The following is a 16545-nucleotide window of genomic DNA, read 5'->3' on the forward strand; positions in this document are numbered from 1 at the left end:
CGCCCCCGGAGACCACCCCGCCCGTGGTGCAGGCGAAGGCCACCTACGCGGACTTCATCAAGGACGGCCGCGCGGCGATGGGCCGCAAGAGCTTCAAGGCCGCCGTGACCGCCTACCGCAAGGCGCTCGCGCTCGACAGCGACTCCATCGAGGCGAAGACGGGCCTGGGCATCTCGCTGGCCAACAACAGCAGCACCAGCGAGGCCGGCTACCGGGAAGCGGCCAAGCTGCTCCAGGACGTCGTCAATGCGGAGCCCAAGAACGCGAAGGCCTGGTTCTGGCTGGGCAGCTCGCGGCAGTTCTCCGGTGATCAAACCCGAGCGGCCGAGGCCTATAAGAAGTATCTGTTCCTCGAACCGACGGGAAGCTCGGCGGACGAGGTGCGTGCCCTGCTCAATGGGATGAAATGAGCAGGGGAGGCGGCCTGTCCGCCTCCTGCCCGCCCTTGTTGTCGGAGTCGTCGTGCTCGTCCTGGGACTTGAAACCTCGTGCGATGAAACCGCCGCCGCCGTCGTGGAGGACGGGCGGCGCGTCCTGTCGGACGTCGTCTCCACGCAGGTGGACATCCACCGCCGCTGGGGCGGCGTCGTGCCGGAGCTGGCCAGCCGCAACCACATCGTCCAGGTGATGCCCGTCGTCCACGAGGCCCTCACGCGCGCGGACAAGACGCTGGACGACATCGACCTCATCGCCGTCACGTCCGGCCCCGGTCTCATCGGCGCGCTGCTCGTGGGGCTCCAGGTGGCCAAGGGGCTGAGCCTCGCCACCGGCAAGCCCTTCGTGGGCGCCAACCACCTGGAAGGGCACCTGCTCGCCATCCGCCTGCTGGAGGACGCGCCCGCGCCGCCCTTCCTGGGGCTCGTCGTCTCCGGCGGCCACACCAGCCTCTACGAGGTGCGCGACTACGGGAACTACCGCCTCGTGGGCCGCACGCGCGACGACGCCGCGGGCGAGGCCTACGACAAGACGGCGCGCATCCTCGGCCTGCCGTACCCGGGCGGGCAGCCCATCGACGAGCTGGCCCAGAAGGGCAACCCGGAGGCCATCCGCTTCCCGCGCGCGCTGCCCGGCGACAACCTGGACGTGTCCTTCTCCGGGCTGAAGACGTCGGTGCTCCACCACGTCCAGAAGCACGGCGTGCCGGAGGGCCAGGCCCTCCACGACCTGTGCGCGTCGTTCCAGGAGGCGGTGGCGGACGTGCTGTCGAAGAAGCTCGTCGCCGCCGCGAAGAAGCTGGGCCACAACCAGCTGGTGCTGTGCGGCGGGGTGGCGGCGAACTCGCGGCTCAGGGCGCTGTGCAAGCAGCGCGCGGAGGAGCGGGGCCTGCGCATGTTCCTTCCGCCGGTGCGGCTGTGCACGGACAATGGCGCGATGATCGCCGTCGCGGGGTATGAAGCGTGGCGCCGCGGCTTGCGCGGTGATTTCCGCCTCGCGGCCGACCCCGCCTGGCGCATGGAGTAGGGGCCTGACAGTGGATTCTCCGCGCGACATCCTCAAGCGCCACGGCCTGCGGGCCAAGCACAGCTGGGGACAGAACTTCCTCGGAGACCCGGACGCGCTCCAGTCCATCTCGGACGCGCTCGAGCTGCGCGAGGGTGAACCCGTGGTGGAGCTGGGCCCGGGCCTGGGCCACCTCACGCGCTTCCTCGCCGCCACCGGCGCGCGCGTCACCGCCGTGGAGCGCGACCGCGACATGGTGGCCGTGCTGGAGAAGGAAGCCATCCCCGGCGTGCGCGTGGTGCCCGGCAACGCCGCCACGGTGGACTTCGCCCAGGTGGCCGGCGCGGACGACATCGCGCTCGTGGGCAACCTGCCGTACCACCTCACCAGCCCCATCCTCTTCCAGGTGCTCGCGCAGCGCGCCCGCATCTCGCGTGCCGTCTTCACGCTCCAGAAGGAGGTCGTGGTGCGGCTGGCCGCGGAGCCTGGCAACCGCGACTACGGCTTGCTCACGGTGCTGCTCGGCCTGCACTTCGACGTGGAGCAGGTGCTCACGCTGGAGGCGTGGCGCTTCCATCCGCCTCCGAAGGTGGACTCCGCCGTGCTGCGCCTCACGCGGCTCAAGAAGCCCCGCGCCCCGCTGGTGGACGAGGCCCGCTTCACGCGGCTGGTGAAGGCCGGCTTCGCGCAGCGCCGCAAGACGCTGATCAACTCGCTCAAGTCCGACAAGGGCCTGGCGTCGCCAGAGGTGATGCTCGCCGCGCTCCAGACGGCGGGCATCGACCCGGGCCGCCGCGCGGAGACGCTCTCCCCGGAGGAGTTCGCTTCCATCGAGCGCGCCCTGGGGCCTGTCACCGCCATGGCACCGCCGCCCCCGGACGCGCCGGAAGCGGAAACTTCAGAAGAGTAGGGGACGTTCAGCGCTTCTGGCCCAGCGCGGCCAGAAGCCCACCCTGCTGGGAGAGGAACGCGCGGAACTCGTCCTCGTCGATGCGCAGGCGCGCGAGCACTCCGCTGAGGACCTCCTCCACGGAGCCCTCCGGCCGGCGCTTCAGCTCGAAGGCCGTCTTCAGCAGGGCCACGCCATAGAGTGGATCCACGTCCACCGGAGGTGCGGGAGGGGCCGTGGCCGTACGGGCGGCGGGCACCACTTTCGTGGGCTCCACCAGGTCCACCACCGCCGTCTTCACCCGCTGCCTGCCGCGCATCTGTGGCCCGTCGCTCCCGCTGCTTGCGTGTTCGCGGGCACCGTAGGGGATGACCCCCAAGGGCGCAAGGGTCGGGTGATCCGGCGAAAATTGCCGGATGCACGGGGGCATGGTTGTGTTATCCGCCCCCCGCGCGCGCATGTGTCTCATGCGTGGCTTTCCGGGGGCGGAGGCCTCGGGCCGATGGACCACCGCTACATCGTCGTCGAAGGCCCCATCGGCGTGGGCAAGACGAGTCTCACCAACCTCCTCACGGAGCGACTGGGCAGCCGCCGCATTCTGGAGGTGGTGGAGGAGAATCCCTTCCTCTCCAGCTTCTATGCGGACCGGCAGAAGTTCGCGTTCCAGACGCAGGTGTTCTTCCTGCTCTCGCGCTTCCGCCAGCAGCAGGAGCTCTTCCAACAGGACCTGTTCCGCTCCGTCACCGTGAGCGACTACCTGTTCGCGAAGGACCGCATCTTCGCCAACCTCACGCTGGCCTCGGACGAGCTGGCGCTCTACGACCGCGTCTTCGAGGCGCTGGGGCCCCGCGTCCCGCAGCCCGACCTGGTCATCTACCTCCAGGCCCAGCTGGACGTGCTGCTGCATCGCATCAAGAAGCGCGGCCGTGAATTCGAGCGCAAGTTCGACGCGGGCTACCTGGAGTCGCTCACGCACGCGTACAACGACTTCTTCGCGCACTATCAGGACACGCCGCTCCTGGTCGTGAACACGTCGGACATCGACTTCGTGCACAACGAAGCCGACCGCGAGGACCTGCTGCTGGCCATCCAGAACGCGAAATCCGGCGTGCAGCACTACACCCCCAAGTCCCGCCGGGGCTGACGGCCGCCGCCCGCCTGGCTGCCTGGCGTGGGTTAAACCCCCACGAGGCCCCGAGGGCGTTAGAGTGCATCCCCGTGGAACCCCCGGCCTCCGGCGATCCCCCCTGGGGACGGCGAGGGGCCTGAAGTTCCACGCGGCTGTCCCACCCGTCTTGCCACAGGAGGTGAACCGTGAAGGACAAGGTCACCATCCACACGCTGAAGCGCCTGAAGCAGTCCGGTCAGAAGATCTGCATGGTCACCGCCTACGACGCGACGTTCGCGCGCATCCTCGATGAGGGCGGCGCGGACGTGCTCCTGGTCGGTGACTCGCTGGGCATGGTCATCCAGGGCCAGGAGTCCACGCTGCCCGTCACCATGGACCAGATGGTCTACCACGCGGCGGCGGTGGCTCGCGGCGCGAAGCGGGCGCACGTGGTGGGCGACCTGCCCTTCATGAGCTACCAGGTGTCGCCGCAAGAGGCGGTGCGCAACGCCGGGCGGCTCGTCTCCGAAGGCAACGTGGGCAGCGTGAAGCTGGAGGGCGGCGCCGAGTTCGCCGAAACCGTGCGCGCCATCGTCCGCGCCAGCATCCCCGTCATGGGCCATCTGGGGCTGACGCCGCAGTCCGTGCACAAGATGGGCGGCTACGTGGTGCAGGGCCGCGACGAGGACGCCGCGCGCCGCATGCTGGATGACGCGCTCGCGCTGGAGGCCGCCGGCGCCTATGCGCTGGTGCTGGAGGGCGTGCCGCTGGAGCTGGCGCGCACCATCACCCAGAGCCTGAAGATTCCGACCATCGGCATTGGAGCGGGCAAGCACTGTGATGGCCAGGTGCTGGTCTGCTACGACCTGCTGGGCATGAACCCGGACTTCAAGCCGAAGTTCGTGAAGCGCTTCGCCAACCTGCACGGGAACATCAAGGAGGCCGCGAACACGTACTTCTCCGAAGTGCGCGCGGGCACCTTCCCGGATGAAGAGCACAGCTTCAAGGCCACCAAGGGCATCCGGCTGGTGACGCCCACGCCGGCGGCCCCCGAAGCGGAAGGTGCTGGCGAGCCCGCGGAGAAGGTCGGCGGCATCTACGGGGCTCCCGTCTAGCCATGGCACCCCACGTCCTGCGCACCGTTCCGGAAGTGAAGGCCTGGGTCGCGTCCCTCCAGAAGGAGGGCAAGACGCTGGCGCTCGTGCCCACCATGGGCTTCCTCCATGAGGGACATGTCTCGCTCATGAGAGAGGGCGGCCGGCGCGCGGACGTGGTGGCTGCCTCCATCTTCGTGAACCCCACGCAGTTCGGTCCCAGCGAAGACCTGGCGCGCTACCCGCGCGACTTCGACGGGGACCTGGCCAGGTGCGCGAGCGCGGGCGTCACGGCCGTGTTCGCGCCCGAGCCCGCGGCGATGTACCCCCCGGGCTACCAGACCTACGTGGACGTCACGGAGGTCAGCCAGGGGCTGTGCGGCGAGCGGCGTCCCGGCCACTTCCGGGGCGTCGCCACCATCGTCACGCAGCTGTTGGCGCTGTTCCGGCCGGCCGTGGCGCTCTTCGGAGAGAAGGACTACCAGCAGCTCCAGGTCATCAAGACGCTCAACCGCGACCTGCACCTGGGCGCGGACATCGTGGGCATGCCCACGGTGCGGGAAGCGGACGGGCTGGCCATGAGCAGCCGCAACGCCTATCTGTCCGCGGATGGACGCCAGCGGGCGCTCGCCCTGTCGAAGGGCATCCGGGCGGCCCAGGCCCTGCTCGCCTCCGGCACCCGGGACACACGGGCGTTGGTGGAGGCTGCCCGCCGTGAATTGCAGGCGGCGGACCTCCGCGAGGACTACGTGGAGGTTCGGGACGCCGGGACGCTTTCACCCCTGGACTCGGTGGCGCCCGGACAGACGGCGCGCATGCTGGTGGCGGCCTTCTCGGGCACCACGCGGCTCATCGACAACATGCCGCTGGCCGGTTAGGAGACCCGGGACACGTTATGGCCGCTGGAAAGTCGAAGGGTGTGGGTGCGGAGCCGGGGGTGAAGCTCATTGCCGAGAATCGGCGTGCGCGCTTCGACTACACGGTGGATGAGAAGATAGAGGCCGGGCTGGAGCTCACGGGGAGCGAGGTGAAGTCGTTGCGTGAAGGAACGGCCAACCTGTCGGACGCCTACGCGCTCCAGAAGGGCACGGAGCTGTTCCTGCTCAACGCCCACATCGGCTCCTACAAGGCGGCCAGCGTCTTCGACCACCTTCCCACCCGGGGCCGGAAGCTGCTGATGCACCGGGCGGAGATAGACCGGTGGACGGCGAAGGTTCGCGAGCGCGGTTACTCCATCATCCCGCTCGTGCTGTACTTCAGGAAGGGACGGGCCAAGGTGGAGCTGGGCCTGTGCCGCGGCAAGACGCACGAAGACCGCCGTCACGACATCAAGGAACGGGAGACGAAGCGGGAGATGGACCGGGAAGTGCGCCGTCGTTGAGGGCGCTCCCGCAATTCCCCTGCCGGACACGCTGGAATGGACAAGAAGGTTTCCGACAAGAAGGAGCGGCTGTTGGCCGCGCTCGACCAGGGCATGGTGATGATCCACCTGGACGCGCGCCGTCCGGGCGTGCTCGTCCCCGCCAGCCTCAGGGGCGAAGCGCACCTGCGCCTCAACCTCTCCTACCGTTTCGAGCCCCCCGACCTCACGGTGGGCGAGTGGGGCGTGCGCTGCACGCTGAGCTTCTCCGGTTCGCGCTTCACGGTGGCGGTGCCCTGGTCGGCGCTGTTCGCCATCGCCAGCCACGTGACGAAGGAGTTCTGGATGTACCCGGAGGAGATGCCGCCGGAGCTGCTCCAGCAGCCGCCGGTGGCGTCCGCCTCCGTCGCGCGTCCGCCGCAGCCCGCGCCGGTGCCCGTGGCCGCGGAGCGGCCCCGTGCCTTCCTGCGCGAGGTGCAGGCCGAGCACACCGAAGAGCCGGAGTCGCGTCCGGAGGTGGCGCCTCCGCCGCCGCCCGAGGGAAGCCCCCCGGACGAGCCGCAGCCGCCGCGCCGTGGTGGTCACCTGCGGCTGGTGAAGTAGGACGACGGGCCCGGCGGAGCGTCAGCGCTTGAGCTCCGCCGCCACGTCCGACTTCTTGCCGCCCATGAACGCCCCCGTCCAGACGCGGTAGCCCTTGAGCTTGAGCTGCACGGGGACGGAGCGCGCGGGGTAGACGTTGTCCATCACCAACGGCGTCACGCCCACCTCCACGCCGTCCACCAGGACGGTGGCGCCGGAGGGCTCGCTGCGGATGGACAGGACCGCTGACGGGAGTCCGAGCGCGCGCAGCACCTGGAGCTCGTAGCGGGGCCACACGAACAGCGCGCCCGCAGCGAGCACTGCCGCGATGCCGAGCAGCGCCACGGCCGGTCCCCAGCGCCCGCGGGAGCGGGAAGGCGCCATGGGCTCGAACTCCGACGGCGAACTCTCCGCCCGGGGCGCGCGCTCCTCCAGCTCCAGGTCACCCTGAGCCGCCTGACGGATGCTGGGCCGGTTCATCCGCTCCGCGTCGTCCACGTCCGAGATGGACTGCGTGGCCAGCGCGGGAGCATCCGCCGGAGCGGGGGAGGGCGCCTGCGTCCGGGCTCGCGAGGCAGGGGTCGCCGCACTCGTCTGCGGTCGAGAATCAGGCGCTCCACTGGGCCCACTCGCCGGAGCCCGAGCGGGTGCGGACGACGCCGCCGCGTTCGCCTGAGGCCGAGAAGCAGCGGCCCCAGTGGGCCCATTCGCCTGCGCCCAAGCGGGTGCGGACGTCGCCATCGCGGGCGCGTTCGCCTGAGGCCGCGAAGGGCCTGGCCGCGCGGAGCCATGCGGGGCCGCAGGGTCGCGTCCCGGCACGGACGCGTCGGGAGCCATCGCAGGAGCCTCGCCCGCATCGCTCCAACGCCCGGAAGGCCCGCGCGTGCAGGACTCACAGGGAGAGTCAGGAGACTCCAGCGCCGAACCGCACAGGGCACAGGTGTGGACCACGGCGCCGGACGCGGACAGCGAGACGCCTCCGGCCGGTGGGCTCCACGGCTCCTCTTCCTCCGCCGCCACGGGGACAGAGGCCGGAGGCGCCTTCCACGCTGGCGAAGCGCCATAAGCCATCGTGGCCTGTCGTGCGCCAGACGCGGACGGGATGCGCCCCGTGTCCACGCCCTCGAGCGGCACGGCGGACATCACGAACGACGCCGACGTCGAAGCCGGGGCCTCCGCGAGCGCGGCCTGGGCCACCTCTCCCACGGACAGGGGCAGCCGGACGCCGCGCAGGAAGGTCGCCAGCGCGTGCGACGACGCGGGCTCCCCCGTCTGCGCGAGCCACCGCGCCAACGCCTCCGACACGTCCTCCGGCTCCGGAAAGCGGGCCGCCGGGTCGCGCGACAGCATGCGCAGCACCAGCGTGGCCAGCGACGCCGGCACGTCCGGCAGCGACGAGGGCGCGCGGTTGAGGATGGAGTACGCCACCGCCATCGGCTCCGCCGCCACCGACCCGAACGGGTGCTGCCCCGCGAGCAGCTCCGCCAGGAGGGTGCCGAGCGAGAACTGGTCGCTGAGCGCCGTGGCCGGCTCGCCCCGGAGCACTTCCGGCGCCGCGTAGGGCACCTTGCCCTTGAAGGCCCCGGGCTCCGTGCGCGACAGGCCCGCCAGCCGCGCGATACCGAAGTCCGTGACCTTCACCTCGCCTTCGCGCGACACCAGCAGGTTGGACGGGGACACGTCCCGGTGCGCCGTTACCACCGGGTGGCCGTCGTGCTGGCGGCGGTACGCGTGCTGCAATCCCGCCTGCGCCTGGCTCGCGATGAACACCGCCAGGTGCGGAGGAATGCGCAGTCCCTGGCGCGTCACCGCGCGGATCAGCGCGCCCAGGTCCCAGCCGTCCACCAGCTCCATCACCAGGAAGAGCCCTTCCGCGCTCTCCCCCACGTCGTGCACGGTGACGATGTTCTGGTGCTGCAGCCGCATGGCCAGCCGCGCCTCGGAGACGAACATCCGGGAGATGTCCGGCTCGCGCGCCAGGTGCGGCAGCACGCGCTTGATGGCCACGGTGCGCTCGAAGCCCTCCGCGCCCTTCGCCACGCCCAGGAACAGCTCCGCCATGCCTCCCGTGGCCAGGGGTTGCAGCAGCCGGTAGCGCGACGTCACGGGGACCTCCGGAAGGACGCGGTGGGGCGCTTCACCCCTGCGATTGGGTGATTTCGCGCAGGTGATTCCACGGGTAGATGCCCGTGGTGTGCTGGTCGCTGAAGACGAACGCGAGCGCGTAGTTGCCCACCGGCTGCATCTGCAGCACGCGCAGGTTCGCGGGAACCTGCGAGGGGTCCAGCGTGCGCTTCGCCGTCCACTCGTCCACGCACGCGGCGCACGGGCACTGCTGGCGCAGCACCTGCGCGGTGGCGGTCGTCGTCACGCCGTCATCCCACGTCAGCGTCAGCGACTCGCCGTCCGCGGACAGCTTCGCATCCGTCGCGCTGACGGGCTTGGGCGCGGGCTTGATGCGATCCCAGAAATTGCTCACCGGTACACCTTCCAAGGCTTTGGAGCAGCAGCCCCTCCCTACCATCCTTCCGGCGGAGTGGGGGGCCTGCCGCGAAAGCGAAGGACCCGGGGAACGGGGCTTCAGGAAGCCAGCTTGACGGGCTGCCGGTGGCCTTCCAGCCGCACGCCCCGCTGGGCCAGCACCGCGCGCAGCGCCAGCACCACCTTGGGGTCCAGCTGCGCGCCGCTCAGGTTGTCCAGGATCTCCATCGCCTTCTCCAGCGGCATGGCCTTCTGGTAGGGGCGCGTGGAGGTGCACGCATCGAAGGTGTCCGCGCACGCCACGATGCGCGCGAGCATCGGGATGGCCTCGCCCTTGAGCTTGTCCGGGTAGCCCGTGCCGTCCCAGCGCTCATGGTGGTGGCGCACGCACGCGCGCACCGAACCCAGGAACGTCACCGGCCCGATGATGGCGTCGCCAATGGCGGGGTGCTCGCGCATCAGGGACATCTCCTGGTCGGTGAGCCGGGACTGCTTGCAGAGGATGTTCTCCGGAATGCCAATCTTCCCGATGTCGTGGAGGATGCCGCCGTACTGCAGTTGCCGCAGCTCGCGCTCGGTGAGCTTCAGCTCCTTGCCAATCTCCACCGCCACGTCGCCCACCCGCTGGCTGTGGCCACGCGTGTACGCGTCCTTGGAGTCGATGGAGTTGGCCAGCGCGACGATGGTCTCCAGGTAGCCCTTCTCCAGGCTCTCGTAGAGGCCGCGCGTCTCCATGTCGTACGCCATGAGTTGCTTGCTCATGTAGTTGAACGTCTGGGCCAGCTCCCCCAGCTCGTTCTTCTGCTTCAGGTGCACCTCCACGCCGAACTTGCCGCGCGCCAGCTCCAGCGACGTCGCGATGAAGGTCTTCAGCGGCTGCGTGAGGTTGCGGGAGAAGATGGCCGCCAGCACCAGCGCCACCAGGAAGGCTCCGCCCAGGCCCAGGAGGATGCGCCGCTCCATCGACTCAACCTGGCGGTAGGCGTTCTCCACGGGCTGCTCGGACACGATGGCCCAGCCCGCCTCCGGCAGCACCGAGTACGCGGACACCACCGCGTCGCGCCCCTCGCCGAAGTTGCCCACGTGGAACAGCTCCGTGTCGGGCGTGCCCTCGCGCTGCTTGAGCAGGTGCGCCAGGGGCAGCCGCTTCGACACGTCGTCACCCACCGCGCCCAGGTCACCGCCGCCGGTAATCAGGCGGCCATGCCGGTCCGCCAGGTACGCGAACCCCGTGCTGCCCACGCGCTCCTGCGCCAGCATCTGCCGCAGGCCCGCGAGCGTGATGTCCGCGGCCATGTAGCCCTGCACCGGGTCACCCACGGGGACGGCCAGCGTCACCACCGGCCCGCCGCCGCCGTGGGACGCCACCACGTCCGAGTAGCGCACCCCGGTGAGCCCCTCGTCCAACAGGGCCCGCGCGCGCTCCTCGTGCTCCGCCACCCCGCTGGGCGCCATGTCGTGCACCGCGAAGGCCTGCAGGCCGGGCAGCCGCTGCCGGTCCGCGCCGAACACGGTGAGCGCCAGCAACTCCGGGCGCTGGTTGAGCACCGCCGCGATGTGCAGCCGCTGCGTGTCTTGCGGCAGCGTGAAGAATCCGCCCGGCACGCTGGACAGTCCCACCACGCGCTCCGTGGGGTCCTCCAGGAAGCTCTCCGCCTTGAGCCGCAGCTGCTTCACGCGCTCCTGCGCCAGCTCCTGCGCATCGCGGATGAGCAGCTCGCGCGTATGGGACACCGACAACCAGCCCACCATCAGCGTGGGGATGATGCTGACCACCAGCATCAGGAGGAGGATGGCTTTGAAAAGTCGCACGGCGGTGGCTCCTCGCTCGGGTCAGGCGGCTACTTCTGCCACCCGTCCTTCACCTTGACGTTGAGTTCGAGCGATTCCGCGGCCAGCTCGAAGCGCCGTGTCTGGGAGGGCAGGGACCGCCCCTGCTCCGGACTCACCGCCGTCACCGTCCAGCGATAACGGCCCGCGGGCAGCGCCGGCAACGTCCATTGCCGCGCGGCCTGCACCGTGCGCACCGGCGCCGGTGCCGCTCCGCCCTCCACGCCTTCCGCGACGACCTCCACCTCGTAGCGCGTGGCGCCCGTGACGGAGGCCCACGCCAGCGTCACCGGCCCCAGGAGTCCGTTGGGCGAGGCCTTCAGCGCGAAGCGGGCCTTGTCCGCGGGCTGCGCCAGCTGCGGCGCGCCGGGCGGCTCCGGCAGCACGGTGCCCTGCTGCACGCGCACGGACTCGCCCTTCGCCAGCACGCGGGTGGCGTGCTGCGCCTCCACGGTGACGGGAGGCCCCTGCCGGTGGGTGACGGTGGTGGTGCCGCCGTCGTGGTCCACCTCCACCGTGAAGTTGGACGGCTGCTGCGGGTTGAGCAGCGCCCACGCCTCGTCCGCCTTGTGCAGCGCGTCCGCGTACCGGGCGGCCTGGAAGTGCGCCTCCGCGTCCTTCAGGCGGGACTCGGCTTCACGGCGGCGCGCATCGTTCGGCGCGGCCTTCACCGCCGCGCGCGACATCTCCAGCGCCTTGAGCGCCGTCTGCGGCTCCGTACCGGGTGCCTTGCGAGGGGCCGCCGAGGCGCCGCCTCCGGGAAGGGTCGTGCCGTCCGGAGGCTCTCGGCCCACGGCGGTCGGTGCGGTTGACGGCACCACGGACAGCCCCATCCACGCGCTGAGCCAGAGGGCGGCCTTCATTGGAATTCAATCTTCCTGCCCGCACGAACCGTGGCGGATGGGGTGGTGACGGACAGCGACTGGGTGGCCGGCTTCTCCAGGGTGGCGTCCACCCGTCCCCGCAGGACGGTGACGTCCGTTCGCAACTTGCTCTCCGCGATGCCCACCAGGGAATCACCCCCCAGGTGCAGCGTGCTGCCATTGGCGAACACCACCTGGGCGCTGGCCCCGGCCTCGGTGCGGACCTTGTCGTTTTCGTAGAGGGGCAGCTCGTCGCGCGCGGGGCTCCATTCGTCCGCCACCGCGCGTTTGATCTGCACGTCCCCCGTCAGCCCCCGCAGGTGCGCGCGGGGAACAGGCGGAGGCAGGGGCGCCTCGGTGGGCCCACGAGGCTTCTCATCGGCGGTACAGCCGGGAGGAAGGGCCATGAGTGCGACCGCGAAAAACAGGGGAGGCCAGCGTCGTACGTTCACCAGAGGGGTCTTCCTGAAAACCACTCTACCCGGAAACGCCGCGCCGGAGGGGCCTCCCGCCCCCTCCCGTTCACTCTCGCCCGCTCAGTCCAACCGCCTGTGCGCCAGGCACGGCAAATTCCGCCGGATGCGTGCCTGGAGCTCCGGATCCACCGGCGCCAGCGCCAGGCCCTCGCCCTCGGAGGCCCGCGCCGTCACCAGGCCCCACGGGTCCACCACCATCGCGTGGCCGTACGTCAGCCGCTGCGCGGAGTGCCGCCCGCCCTGCGCTGGCGCCAGCACGTACGCCTGGTTTTCAATGGCCCGGGCGCGCAGCAGCACCTCCCAGTGGTCCTTGCCGGTCATCATCGTGAAGGCCGCCGGCACCGCGAGCAGCGTCGCCCCGTCCTTCGACAGCCGCCGGTACAGCTCCGGGAAGCGCAGGTCGTAGCAGACGCTCATGCCCAGCCGGCCCACCACCGTGTCCACCGCCACCACCTCCGTCCCAGGCGCCACCGCCGCGGACTCCTGATAGGTGGCACCGTCGCCCACATCCACGTCGAACAGGTGCATCTTGCGGTAGACGGCCAGCCGGGCGCCGTCCGGGCCGAACAGGACGCTGGTGTTGTAGAGCCGGCCGCCGGGCGCTCCCTCCTCCAGGATGGAGCCGGCCAGCAGCGTCGTCTTCGTCCCCCGGGCCAGCTCCGCCATCCGGCTCAGGGTGGGGCCGTCCAGGGCTTCCGCGGCGGAGGGGCGCTCGGGCTCCGGGCCCATCCAGGAGAAGTTCTCCGGCAGGCCCACCAGGTGGGCACCCAGGGAGGCAGCCTGGCGCACGAGGCGCGTGGCCACATCCAGGTTGTGGGCCTTGTCCGCGGTGGACACCATCTGTGCGGCGGCGATGAGGTGCATGGGGGCGTTATAACGCCACCGGCGTCACTCGGAACCCCTGGGAATCCTTCAATCCCGGGGGGCGTTCGAGCCGGCGCCTCGGGGTGTGTCCTTCCTTTACACCCCGAGGGGGCGTGTGTTACGGGACGCCCCGACATTTTTCGACGCATCACATTCGAAAAGTGGGCCGCCGTGCCCGCTTTTCGCGTTTTGGGAGACCTGTTTCCTGGCCATGGAGCCGAAGAACATCAAACAGACGGTGGAGGAGAAGGCAGCGGCGCTGCTGGACCCCATCGTGGCGAACGAAGGCCTGGAGCTCCTGGACGTGGAGTACGTCCGCGAGCGCGAGGGCTGGGTTTTGCGGCTGTTCATCGACAAGCCCGGTGGCCGGGTGGGACTGGAAGAGTGCTCCCAGGTGTCGCGCGCGGTGGATCCGGTGCTCGACGTGGAGGACTTCATCCCCCAGGAATACAACCTGGAGGTCTCCAGCCCCGGGGTGAACCGGCCCTTGAAGAAGCCGGCGCACTTCGAACGGGTGAAGGGGCAGAAGGTCAAGGTGAAGACCTTCGGCCCGCTGGGTGACCCGCCGCGGAAGAACTTCAGCGGCACGCTCATCGGAGTGGCGGCCGACGCCATCTCCGTGGACGTGGAAGGGGGCGGTGCCTTCATCATCCCCTTCAAGGACATCGCCAAGGCCCATCTGGAGTTCGAGTTCTAGACGTCGACATACAGGGGACCCTGTTCGCGCCAGGGCCGCCCGTGGACCCATTTTCGGAGAAGACACAGCCATGCCCACGCCCGCCAACCCGGCAGTCAACCTCAACCTCGTCCTGGATCAGGTCGCCAAGGACAAGGGCATCGAACGGGCCGTGCTCATTGCCACCCTCGAGGACGCGATGAACACCGCGGCCAAGAAGCACTTTGGCCAGGACCGCAACCTGGAGGCCAAGTACGACCCGGAGAAGGGCGTCGTGGAGCTCTTCCAGGCCATCACCGTGGTCGCGGAGATCAACGACCCCGTCCAGGCGGTCAACCAGATCACCATGGAAGAGGCCCACAAGAAGGGCATGGAAGTGGAGCCCGGTGACGAGCTCGTCTTCCAGATCTTCTACCGGGACGAGGACGCCGCGGAAGCCAAGGCCCAGGACGACCAGTACGGTGACATCCTCCGCCTGAAGACCTTCCGCCGCGGCTTCGGCCGCATCGCGGCGCAGACGGCCAAGCAGGTCATCCTGCAGCGCACCCGCGACGCCGAGCGCGAGAACGTCTTCAACGAGTACAAGGACCGCAAGAACGAGATCGTCACGGGCATCGCCCGCCGGTTCGAGCGCGGCAACATCGTGGTGGACCTGGGCCGCGCGGAGTCCGTGCTGCCTGTCCGCGAGCAGGTCCCGCGTGAGACCTACCGCCCGGGCGACCGCGTCCAGGCCTACGTGCTGGACGTGCTCCGTGAGTCCAAGGGCCCGCAGATCGTCCTGTCGCGCGCGTCCGTGAACCTGCTGACCAAGCTCTTCGAGATGGAGGTGCCGGAAATCGCCGAAGGCATCGTCGTCATCGAGGCGGCGGCCCGCGAGCCGGGTGGCCGCGCGAAGATCGCCGTGTCCAGCCGCGACTCGGACGTGGACCCCGTGGGCGCGTGCGTGGGCATGAAGGGCAGCCGCGTGCAGGCGGTGGTGCAGGAACTGCGCGGGGAGAAGATCGACATCGTCCCCTACGACGAGGACCCGGCGCGCTTCGTGTGCTCGGCCCTGGCCCCGGCGGAAGTGAGCCGCGTCATCATCGACGAGGCCAACCACGCCATGGAGCTCATCGTCCCGGACGACCAGCTGTCCCTGGCCATCGGCCGGCGCGGGCAGAACGTGCGCCTGGCCGCCCAGCTGACCGGCTGGAAGCTGGACATCAACAGCGAGAGCCGCGTGCGGGAGATGCGCGAGTTCGCCAGCCGCTCGCTCGGTGCCCTGCCGGGCGTCAACGAGATGCTGGTGGAGACGCTCTACGCGCACGGCTTCCGTCAGGCGCGCGACGTCGCGGACGCCAATGCGGAGATGCTGGCGCAGATTCCGGGCATCGACCCCACCCGCATCGCCTCCATGCAGGAGGAGGCCAAGAGGCGCATGGTGGAGGACCAGCAGGAACTGTCGCGCATGGATTACGAGCGCGAGCAGGCCCGCCTGGCCGAGGCCCGCCGCCACCCGGACGAGCTGTCCCAGCCGGAGCGCATGGCGCGCGTGCGCGGCGTTGGTGAGAAGACCATCGAGCAGCTCATCCTCGCCGGCTACCGCACGGTGGAGGACATCGCGAACGAGAAGGACCTCACCCGCCTGGGCGACGTGCCGGGCGTGGGCATCAAGAAGGCCCGCCAGCTGAAGAGCGCGGCGGAGAACTATCTGGTGGAGGAAGCCAAGCTGCGCGCGGAGCTGAACGCGGAGCGGGGTGCGCTGGCATCGGCAGGCGGGTCAGAGGGCGTGGAAGCGGCCAAGGCACCGTAACGACAGGGGGTAGGTGGATGCGCCGCGCAACCAAACGGCCCGGGATACATCCCACGGAAATCACGGCGTCAGGTCCGGTCAGGACCTGCGTCGGGTGTGGTTCTCGCAAGTCACAGGCGGAACTCACCCGGTTCGTGGTAGGTCCCCAGGGCGGCGTGGTGGCGGACAGGCGGCGGAAGCTGCCGGGGCGGGGGGCGTACCTGTGCGGTGCCGGTTGTTTGACGGCAGCGCTCAAGCGTAAGGCGCTGGGCAGGGCCTTCCGGGGCAAGGCGGGGCAGGTCGACCCGTCAGCACTCGGGCAGGCTTGGGAGTAAGGGCGGGAGGGTGGAGAGGTTGCGGGGGGAGGTGGCTGTTAAGCACCACTCGCACACAATTTCGGCTTTGGACTAGGGTGCTCGGCCTCGTCGTCGGCGGAGCAGAAGGCCAATCAAGGTATGTCGAAGAAGCGCGTTCACGAAATCGCCAAGGAGCTCAAGAGCCACGGGATTGAGCTCGACAATAAGGAGGTCGTGACCGAGCTCGCCGGGCTGGGTTACGACGTCAAGAGCCACTCGTCCTCGCTGGACGATGACCAGGCCACCGCCGCGGTCCAGAAGATCCTGGACAAGCGCAAGCCCAAGCAGGCCGCTCCGCCCGTTGCCGCCAAGGGCTTCGTGGTGCGCCGCAAGGTCGGTCCTCCCGCGGGCGCGTCCGCCCACGAGAACCAGGACGCCTACGCTCAGGCGAACGAGCCCGCCTACGAGCCGGAGTCCGAGCCGCAGGGCGCGGCTTACATGGAGCCGGAGGCCCCGCAGGCGCCTGTCGCCGTGGAGCCGCCGTCCACCACCGTGGAGCAGGCCCCCGTGGCCCGCGCCCCGGAGGCCCCGGCCGTGACGGCCACGCCGCCGGAGGCGACCGTCGCCTCCATCGCCGCCGCCCCGGAGGCGCCGTCGGCGTCCGAGGCTCCGGCCACCCCGCCTGTTGCCGCAACCGCCACCCCGCCCGTGACGCCGCCGTCCACTCCGCCTTCCGCGGCCGTGGTGGAGACGCCCCGGGCCGCCGAGCCGACCCCGGCCACGGCGACACCGCGCAGTCCTACGCAGGAGAGTCC

The 16545-nt window shown here is 70.1% G+C and carries 19 protein-coding genes; 12 read left to right on the plus strand and 7 right to left on the minus strand.

Translation table 11 applies throughout. The features are described 5' to 3' along the window. The 3 genes from D7Y15_RS36400 to rsmA form a co-directional block, all read left to right on the plus strand. Positions 1-410: tetratricopeptide repeat protein (locus D7Y15_RS36400; protein WP_148712960.1), on the plus strand; the 410-nt coding region annotated here is incomplete at its 5' end. A 52-nt stretch (positions 411-462) separates the two neighbouring features. Beyond that, positions 463-1461, plus strand: a complete 999-nt coding sequence (gene tsaD / locus D7Y15_RS36405; protein WP_120580007.1) for a tRNA (adenosine(37)-N6)-threonylcarbamoyltransferase complex transferase subunit TsaD — start codon at positions 463-465, stop codon at positions 1459-1461. Positions 1462-1471: 10 nt separating this feature from the next. Then, positions 1472-2350 (plus strand): 16S rRNA (adenine(1518)-N(6)/adenine(1519)-N(6))-dimethyltransferase RsmA, encoded by an 879-nt coding sequence (rsmA, locus tag D7Y15_RS36410; protein WP_121755451.1) that lies wholly within the window; start codon positions 1472-1474, stop codon positions 2348-2350. A 7-nt stretch (positions 2351-2357) separates the two neighbouring features. Here the strand turns inward: rsmA and D7Y15_RS36415 are convergent, their stop codons facing one another. Beyond that, on the minus strand, positions 2358-2648 hold the full coding sequence (locus D7Y15_RS36415) for a hypothetical protein (protein WP_121755452.1): 291 nt from the start codon (positions 2646-2648) through the stop codon (positions 2358-2360). A gap of 183 nt (positions 2649-2831) precedes the next feature. Between D7Y15_RS36415 and D7Y15_RS36420 the strand changes: the two genes are divergently transcribed. The 5 genes from D7Y15_RS36420 to D7Y15_RS36440 all read left to right on the plus strand — a co-directional run bounded on the left by D7Y15_RS36420 (position 2832) and on the right by D7Y15_RS36440 (position 6494). After that, positions 2832-3473 (plus strand): deoxynucleoside kinase, encoded by a 642-nt coding sequence (locus tag D7Y15_RS36420; protein ID WP_120580010.1) that lies wholly within the window; start codon positions 2832-2834, stop codon positions 3471-3473. 170 nt (positions 3474-3643) lie between these two features. Then, positions 3644-4552: a 3-methyl-2-oxobutanoate hydroxymethyltransferase gene (gene panB / locus D7Y15_RS36425; protein WP_120580011.1), complete on the plus strand. Its 909-nt coding sequence runs from the start codon at positions 3644-3646 to the stop codon at positions 4550-4552. A 2-nt stretch (positions 4553-4554) separates the two neighbouring features. Further along, the gene (gene panC, locus D7Y15_RS36430; protein WP_120580012.1) at positions 4555-5409 is read left to right on the plus strand and encodes a pantoate--beta-alanine ligase; all 855 of its coding nucleotides are present in this window, start codon (positions 4555-4557) and stop codon (positions 5407-5409) included. Positions 5410-5426: 17 nt separating this feature from the next. Continuing rightward, positions 5427-5912: an SsrA-binding protein SmpB gene (gene smpB / locus D7Y15_RS36435; RefSeq protein WP_014398822.1), complete on the plus strand. Its 486-nt coding sequence runs from the start codon at positions 5427-5429 to the stop codon at positions 5910-5912. A gap of 36 nt (positions 5913-5948) precedes the next feature. Next, positions 5949-6494, plus strand: coding sequence for a ClpXP protease specificity-enhancing factor SspB (locus tag D7Y15_RS36440; RefSeq protein ID WP_121755453.1), 546 nt, complete (start codon positions 5949-5951; stop codon positions 6492-6494). Between the two features lie 21 nt (positions 6495-6515). Here D7Y15_RS36440 and D7Y15_RS36445 read toward each other — a convergent pair whose 3' ends face one another. From D7Y15_RS36445 to D7Y15_RS36470, 6 genes are all read right to left on the minus strand, one after another. Next, on the minus strand, positions 6516-8579 hold the full coding sequence (locus D7Y15_RS36445; RefSeq protein WP_121755454.1) for a protein kinase: 2064 nt from the start codon (positions 8577-8579) through the stop codon (positions 6516-6518). Between the two features lie 31 nt (positions 8580-8610). Then, positions 8611-8997, minus strand: a complete 387-nt coding sequence (locus tag D7Y15_RS36450; protein WP_120580015.1) for a DUF971 domain-containing protein — start codon at positions 8995-8997, stop codon at positions 8611-8613. 56 nt (positions 8998-9053) lie between these two features. Further along, positions 9054-10766 carry an HD domain-containing phosphohydrolase gene (locus tag D7Y15_RS36455; RefSeq protein ID WP_120580016.1) on the minus strand — a complete coding sequence of 571 codons (1713 nt, stop codon included), beginning with the start codon at positions 10764-10766 and terminating at the stop codon, positions 9054-9056. Positions 10767-10795: 29 nt separating this feature from the next. Beyond that, positions 10796-11647 (minus strand): peptidoglycan-binding protein LysM, encoded by an 852-nt coding sequence (locus tag D7Y15_RS36460; RefSeq protein ID WP_120580017.1) that lies wholly within the window; start codon positions 11645-11647, stop codon positions 10796-10798. Beyond that, positions 11644-12054 carry a FecR family protein gene (locus tag D7Y15_RS36465; RefSeq protein WP_169821806.1) on the minus strand — a complete coding sequence of 137 codons (411 nt, stop codon included), beginning with the start codon at positions 12052-12054 and terminating at the stop codon, positions 11644-11646. The genes D7Y15_RS36460 and D7Y15_RS36465 overlap by 4 nt, the downstream gene beginning before the upstream one ends. Positions 12055-12183: 129 nt before the next feature. Further along, positions 12184-12987, minus strand: coding sequence for a carbon-nitrogen hydrolase family protein (locus D7Y15_RS36470; protein ID WP_120580019.1), 804 nt, complete (start codon positions 12985-12987; stop codon positions 12184-12186). Between the two features lie 211 nt (positions 12988-13198). Here D7Y15_RS36470 and rimP point away from each other — a divergent pair, with 211 nt between their 5' ends. The 4 genes from rimP to D7Y15_RS36490 form a co-directional block, all read left to right on the plus strand. Further along, positions 13199-13684: a ribosome maturation factor RimP gene (gene rimP / locus D7Y15_RS36475; protein WP_120580020.1), complete on the plus strand. Its 486-nt coding sequence runs from the start codon at positions 13199-13201 to the stop codon at positions 13682-13684. Positions 13685-13754: 70 nt separating this feature from the next. After that, a complete protein-coding gene (gene nusA, locus D7Y15_RS36480; protein WP_121755455.1) occupies positions 13755-15455 on the plus strand; it encodes a transcription termination factor NusA in 1701 nt (566 codons plus the stop codon). A 17-nt stretch (positions 15456-15472) separates the two neighbouring features. Then, positions 15473-15769: a YlxR family RNase P modulator gene (locus D7Y15_RS36485; protein WP_121755456.1), complete on the plus strand. Its 297-nt coding sequence runs from the start codon at positions 15473-15475 to the stop codon at positions 15767-15769. A gap of 120 nt (positions 15770-15889) precedes the next feature. Continuing rightward, a partial coding sequence (locus tag D7Y15_RS36490) for a translation initiation factor IF-2 N-terminal domain-containing protein (protein WP_199746026.1) occupies positions 15890-16545 on the plus strand: 656 nt, incomplete at its 3' end.

It is taken from the genome of Corallococcus sp. AB030 (assembly GCF_003668965.1).
In the GTDB taxonomy this organism is placed as follows: Bacteria; Myxococcota; Myxococcia; order Myxococcales; family Myxococcaceae; genus Corallococcus; species Corallococcus exiguus.

What these genes read in the sequence shown, in the direction of transcription:
- D7Y15_RS36415 (WP_121755452.1), bottom strand. Translation starts at nt 2,648, where the DNA reads ATGCGCGGCAGGCAGCGGGTGAAGACGGCGGTGGTGGACCTGGTGGAG.
- D7Y15_RS36420 (WP_120580010.1), top strand. Translation starts at nt 2,832, where the DNA reads ATGGACCACCGCTACATCGTCGTCGAAGGCCCCATCGGCGTGGGCAAG.
- panC (WP_120580012.1), top strand. Translation starts at nt 4,555, where the DNA reads ATGGCACCCCACGTCCTGCGCACCGTTCCGGAAGTGAAGGCCTGGGTC.
- smpB (WP_014398822.1), top strand. Translation starts at nt 5,427, where the DNA reads ATGGCCGCTGGAAAGTCGAAGGGTGTGGGTGCGGAGCCGGGGGTGAAG.
- D7Y15_RS36440 (WP_121755453.1), top strand. Translation starts at nt 5,949, where the DNA reads ATGGACAAGAAGGTTTCCGACAAGAAGGAGCGGCTGTTGGCCGCGCTC.
- D7Y15_RS36450 (WP_120580015.1), bottom strand. Translation starts at nt 8,997, where the DNA reads ATGGTAGGGAGGGGCTGCTGCTCCAAAGCCTTGGAAGGTGTACCGGTG.
- D7Y15_RS36460 (WP_120580017.1), bottom strand. Translation starts at nt 11,647, where the DNA reads ATGAAGGCCGCCCTCTGGCTCAGCGCGTGGATGGGGCTGTCCGTGGTG.
- D7Y15_RS36465 (WP_169821806.1), bottom strand. Translation starts at nt 12,054, where the DNA reads ATGGCCCTTCCTCCCGGCTGTACCGCCGATGAGAAGCCTCGTGGGCCC.
- D7Y15_RS36470 (WP_120580019.1), bottom strand. Translation starts at nt 12,987, where the DNA reads ATGCACCTCATCGCCGCCGCACAGATGGTGTCCACCGCGGACAAGGCC.
- rimP (WP_120580020.1), top strand. Translation starts at nt 13,199, where the DNA reads ATGGAGCCGAAGAACATCAAACAGACGGTGGAGGAGAAGGCAGCGGCG.
- nusA (WP_121755455.1), top strand. Translation starts at nt 13,755, where the DNA reads ATGCCCACGCCCGCCAACCCGGCAGTCAACCTCAACCTCGTCCTGGAT.
- D7Y15_RS36485 (WP_121755456.1), top strand. Translation starts at nt 15,473, where the DNA reads ATGCGCCGCGCAACCAAACGGCCCGGGATACATCCCACGGAAATCACG.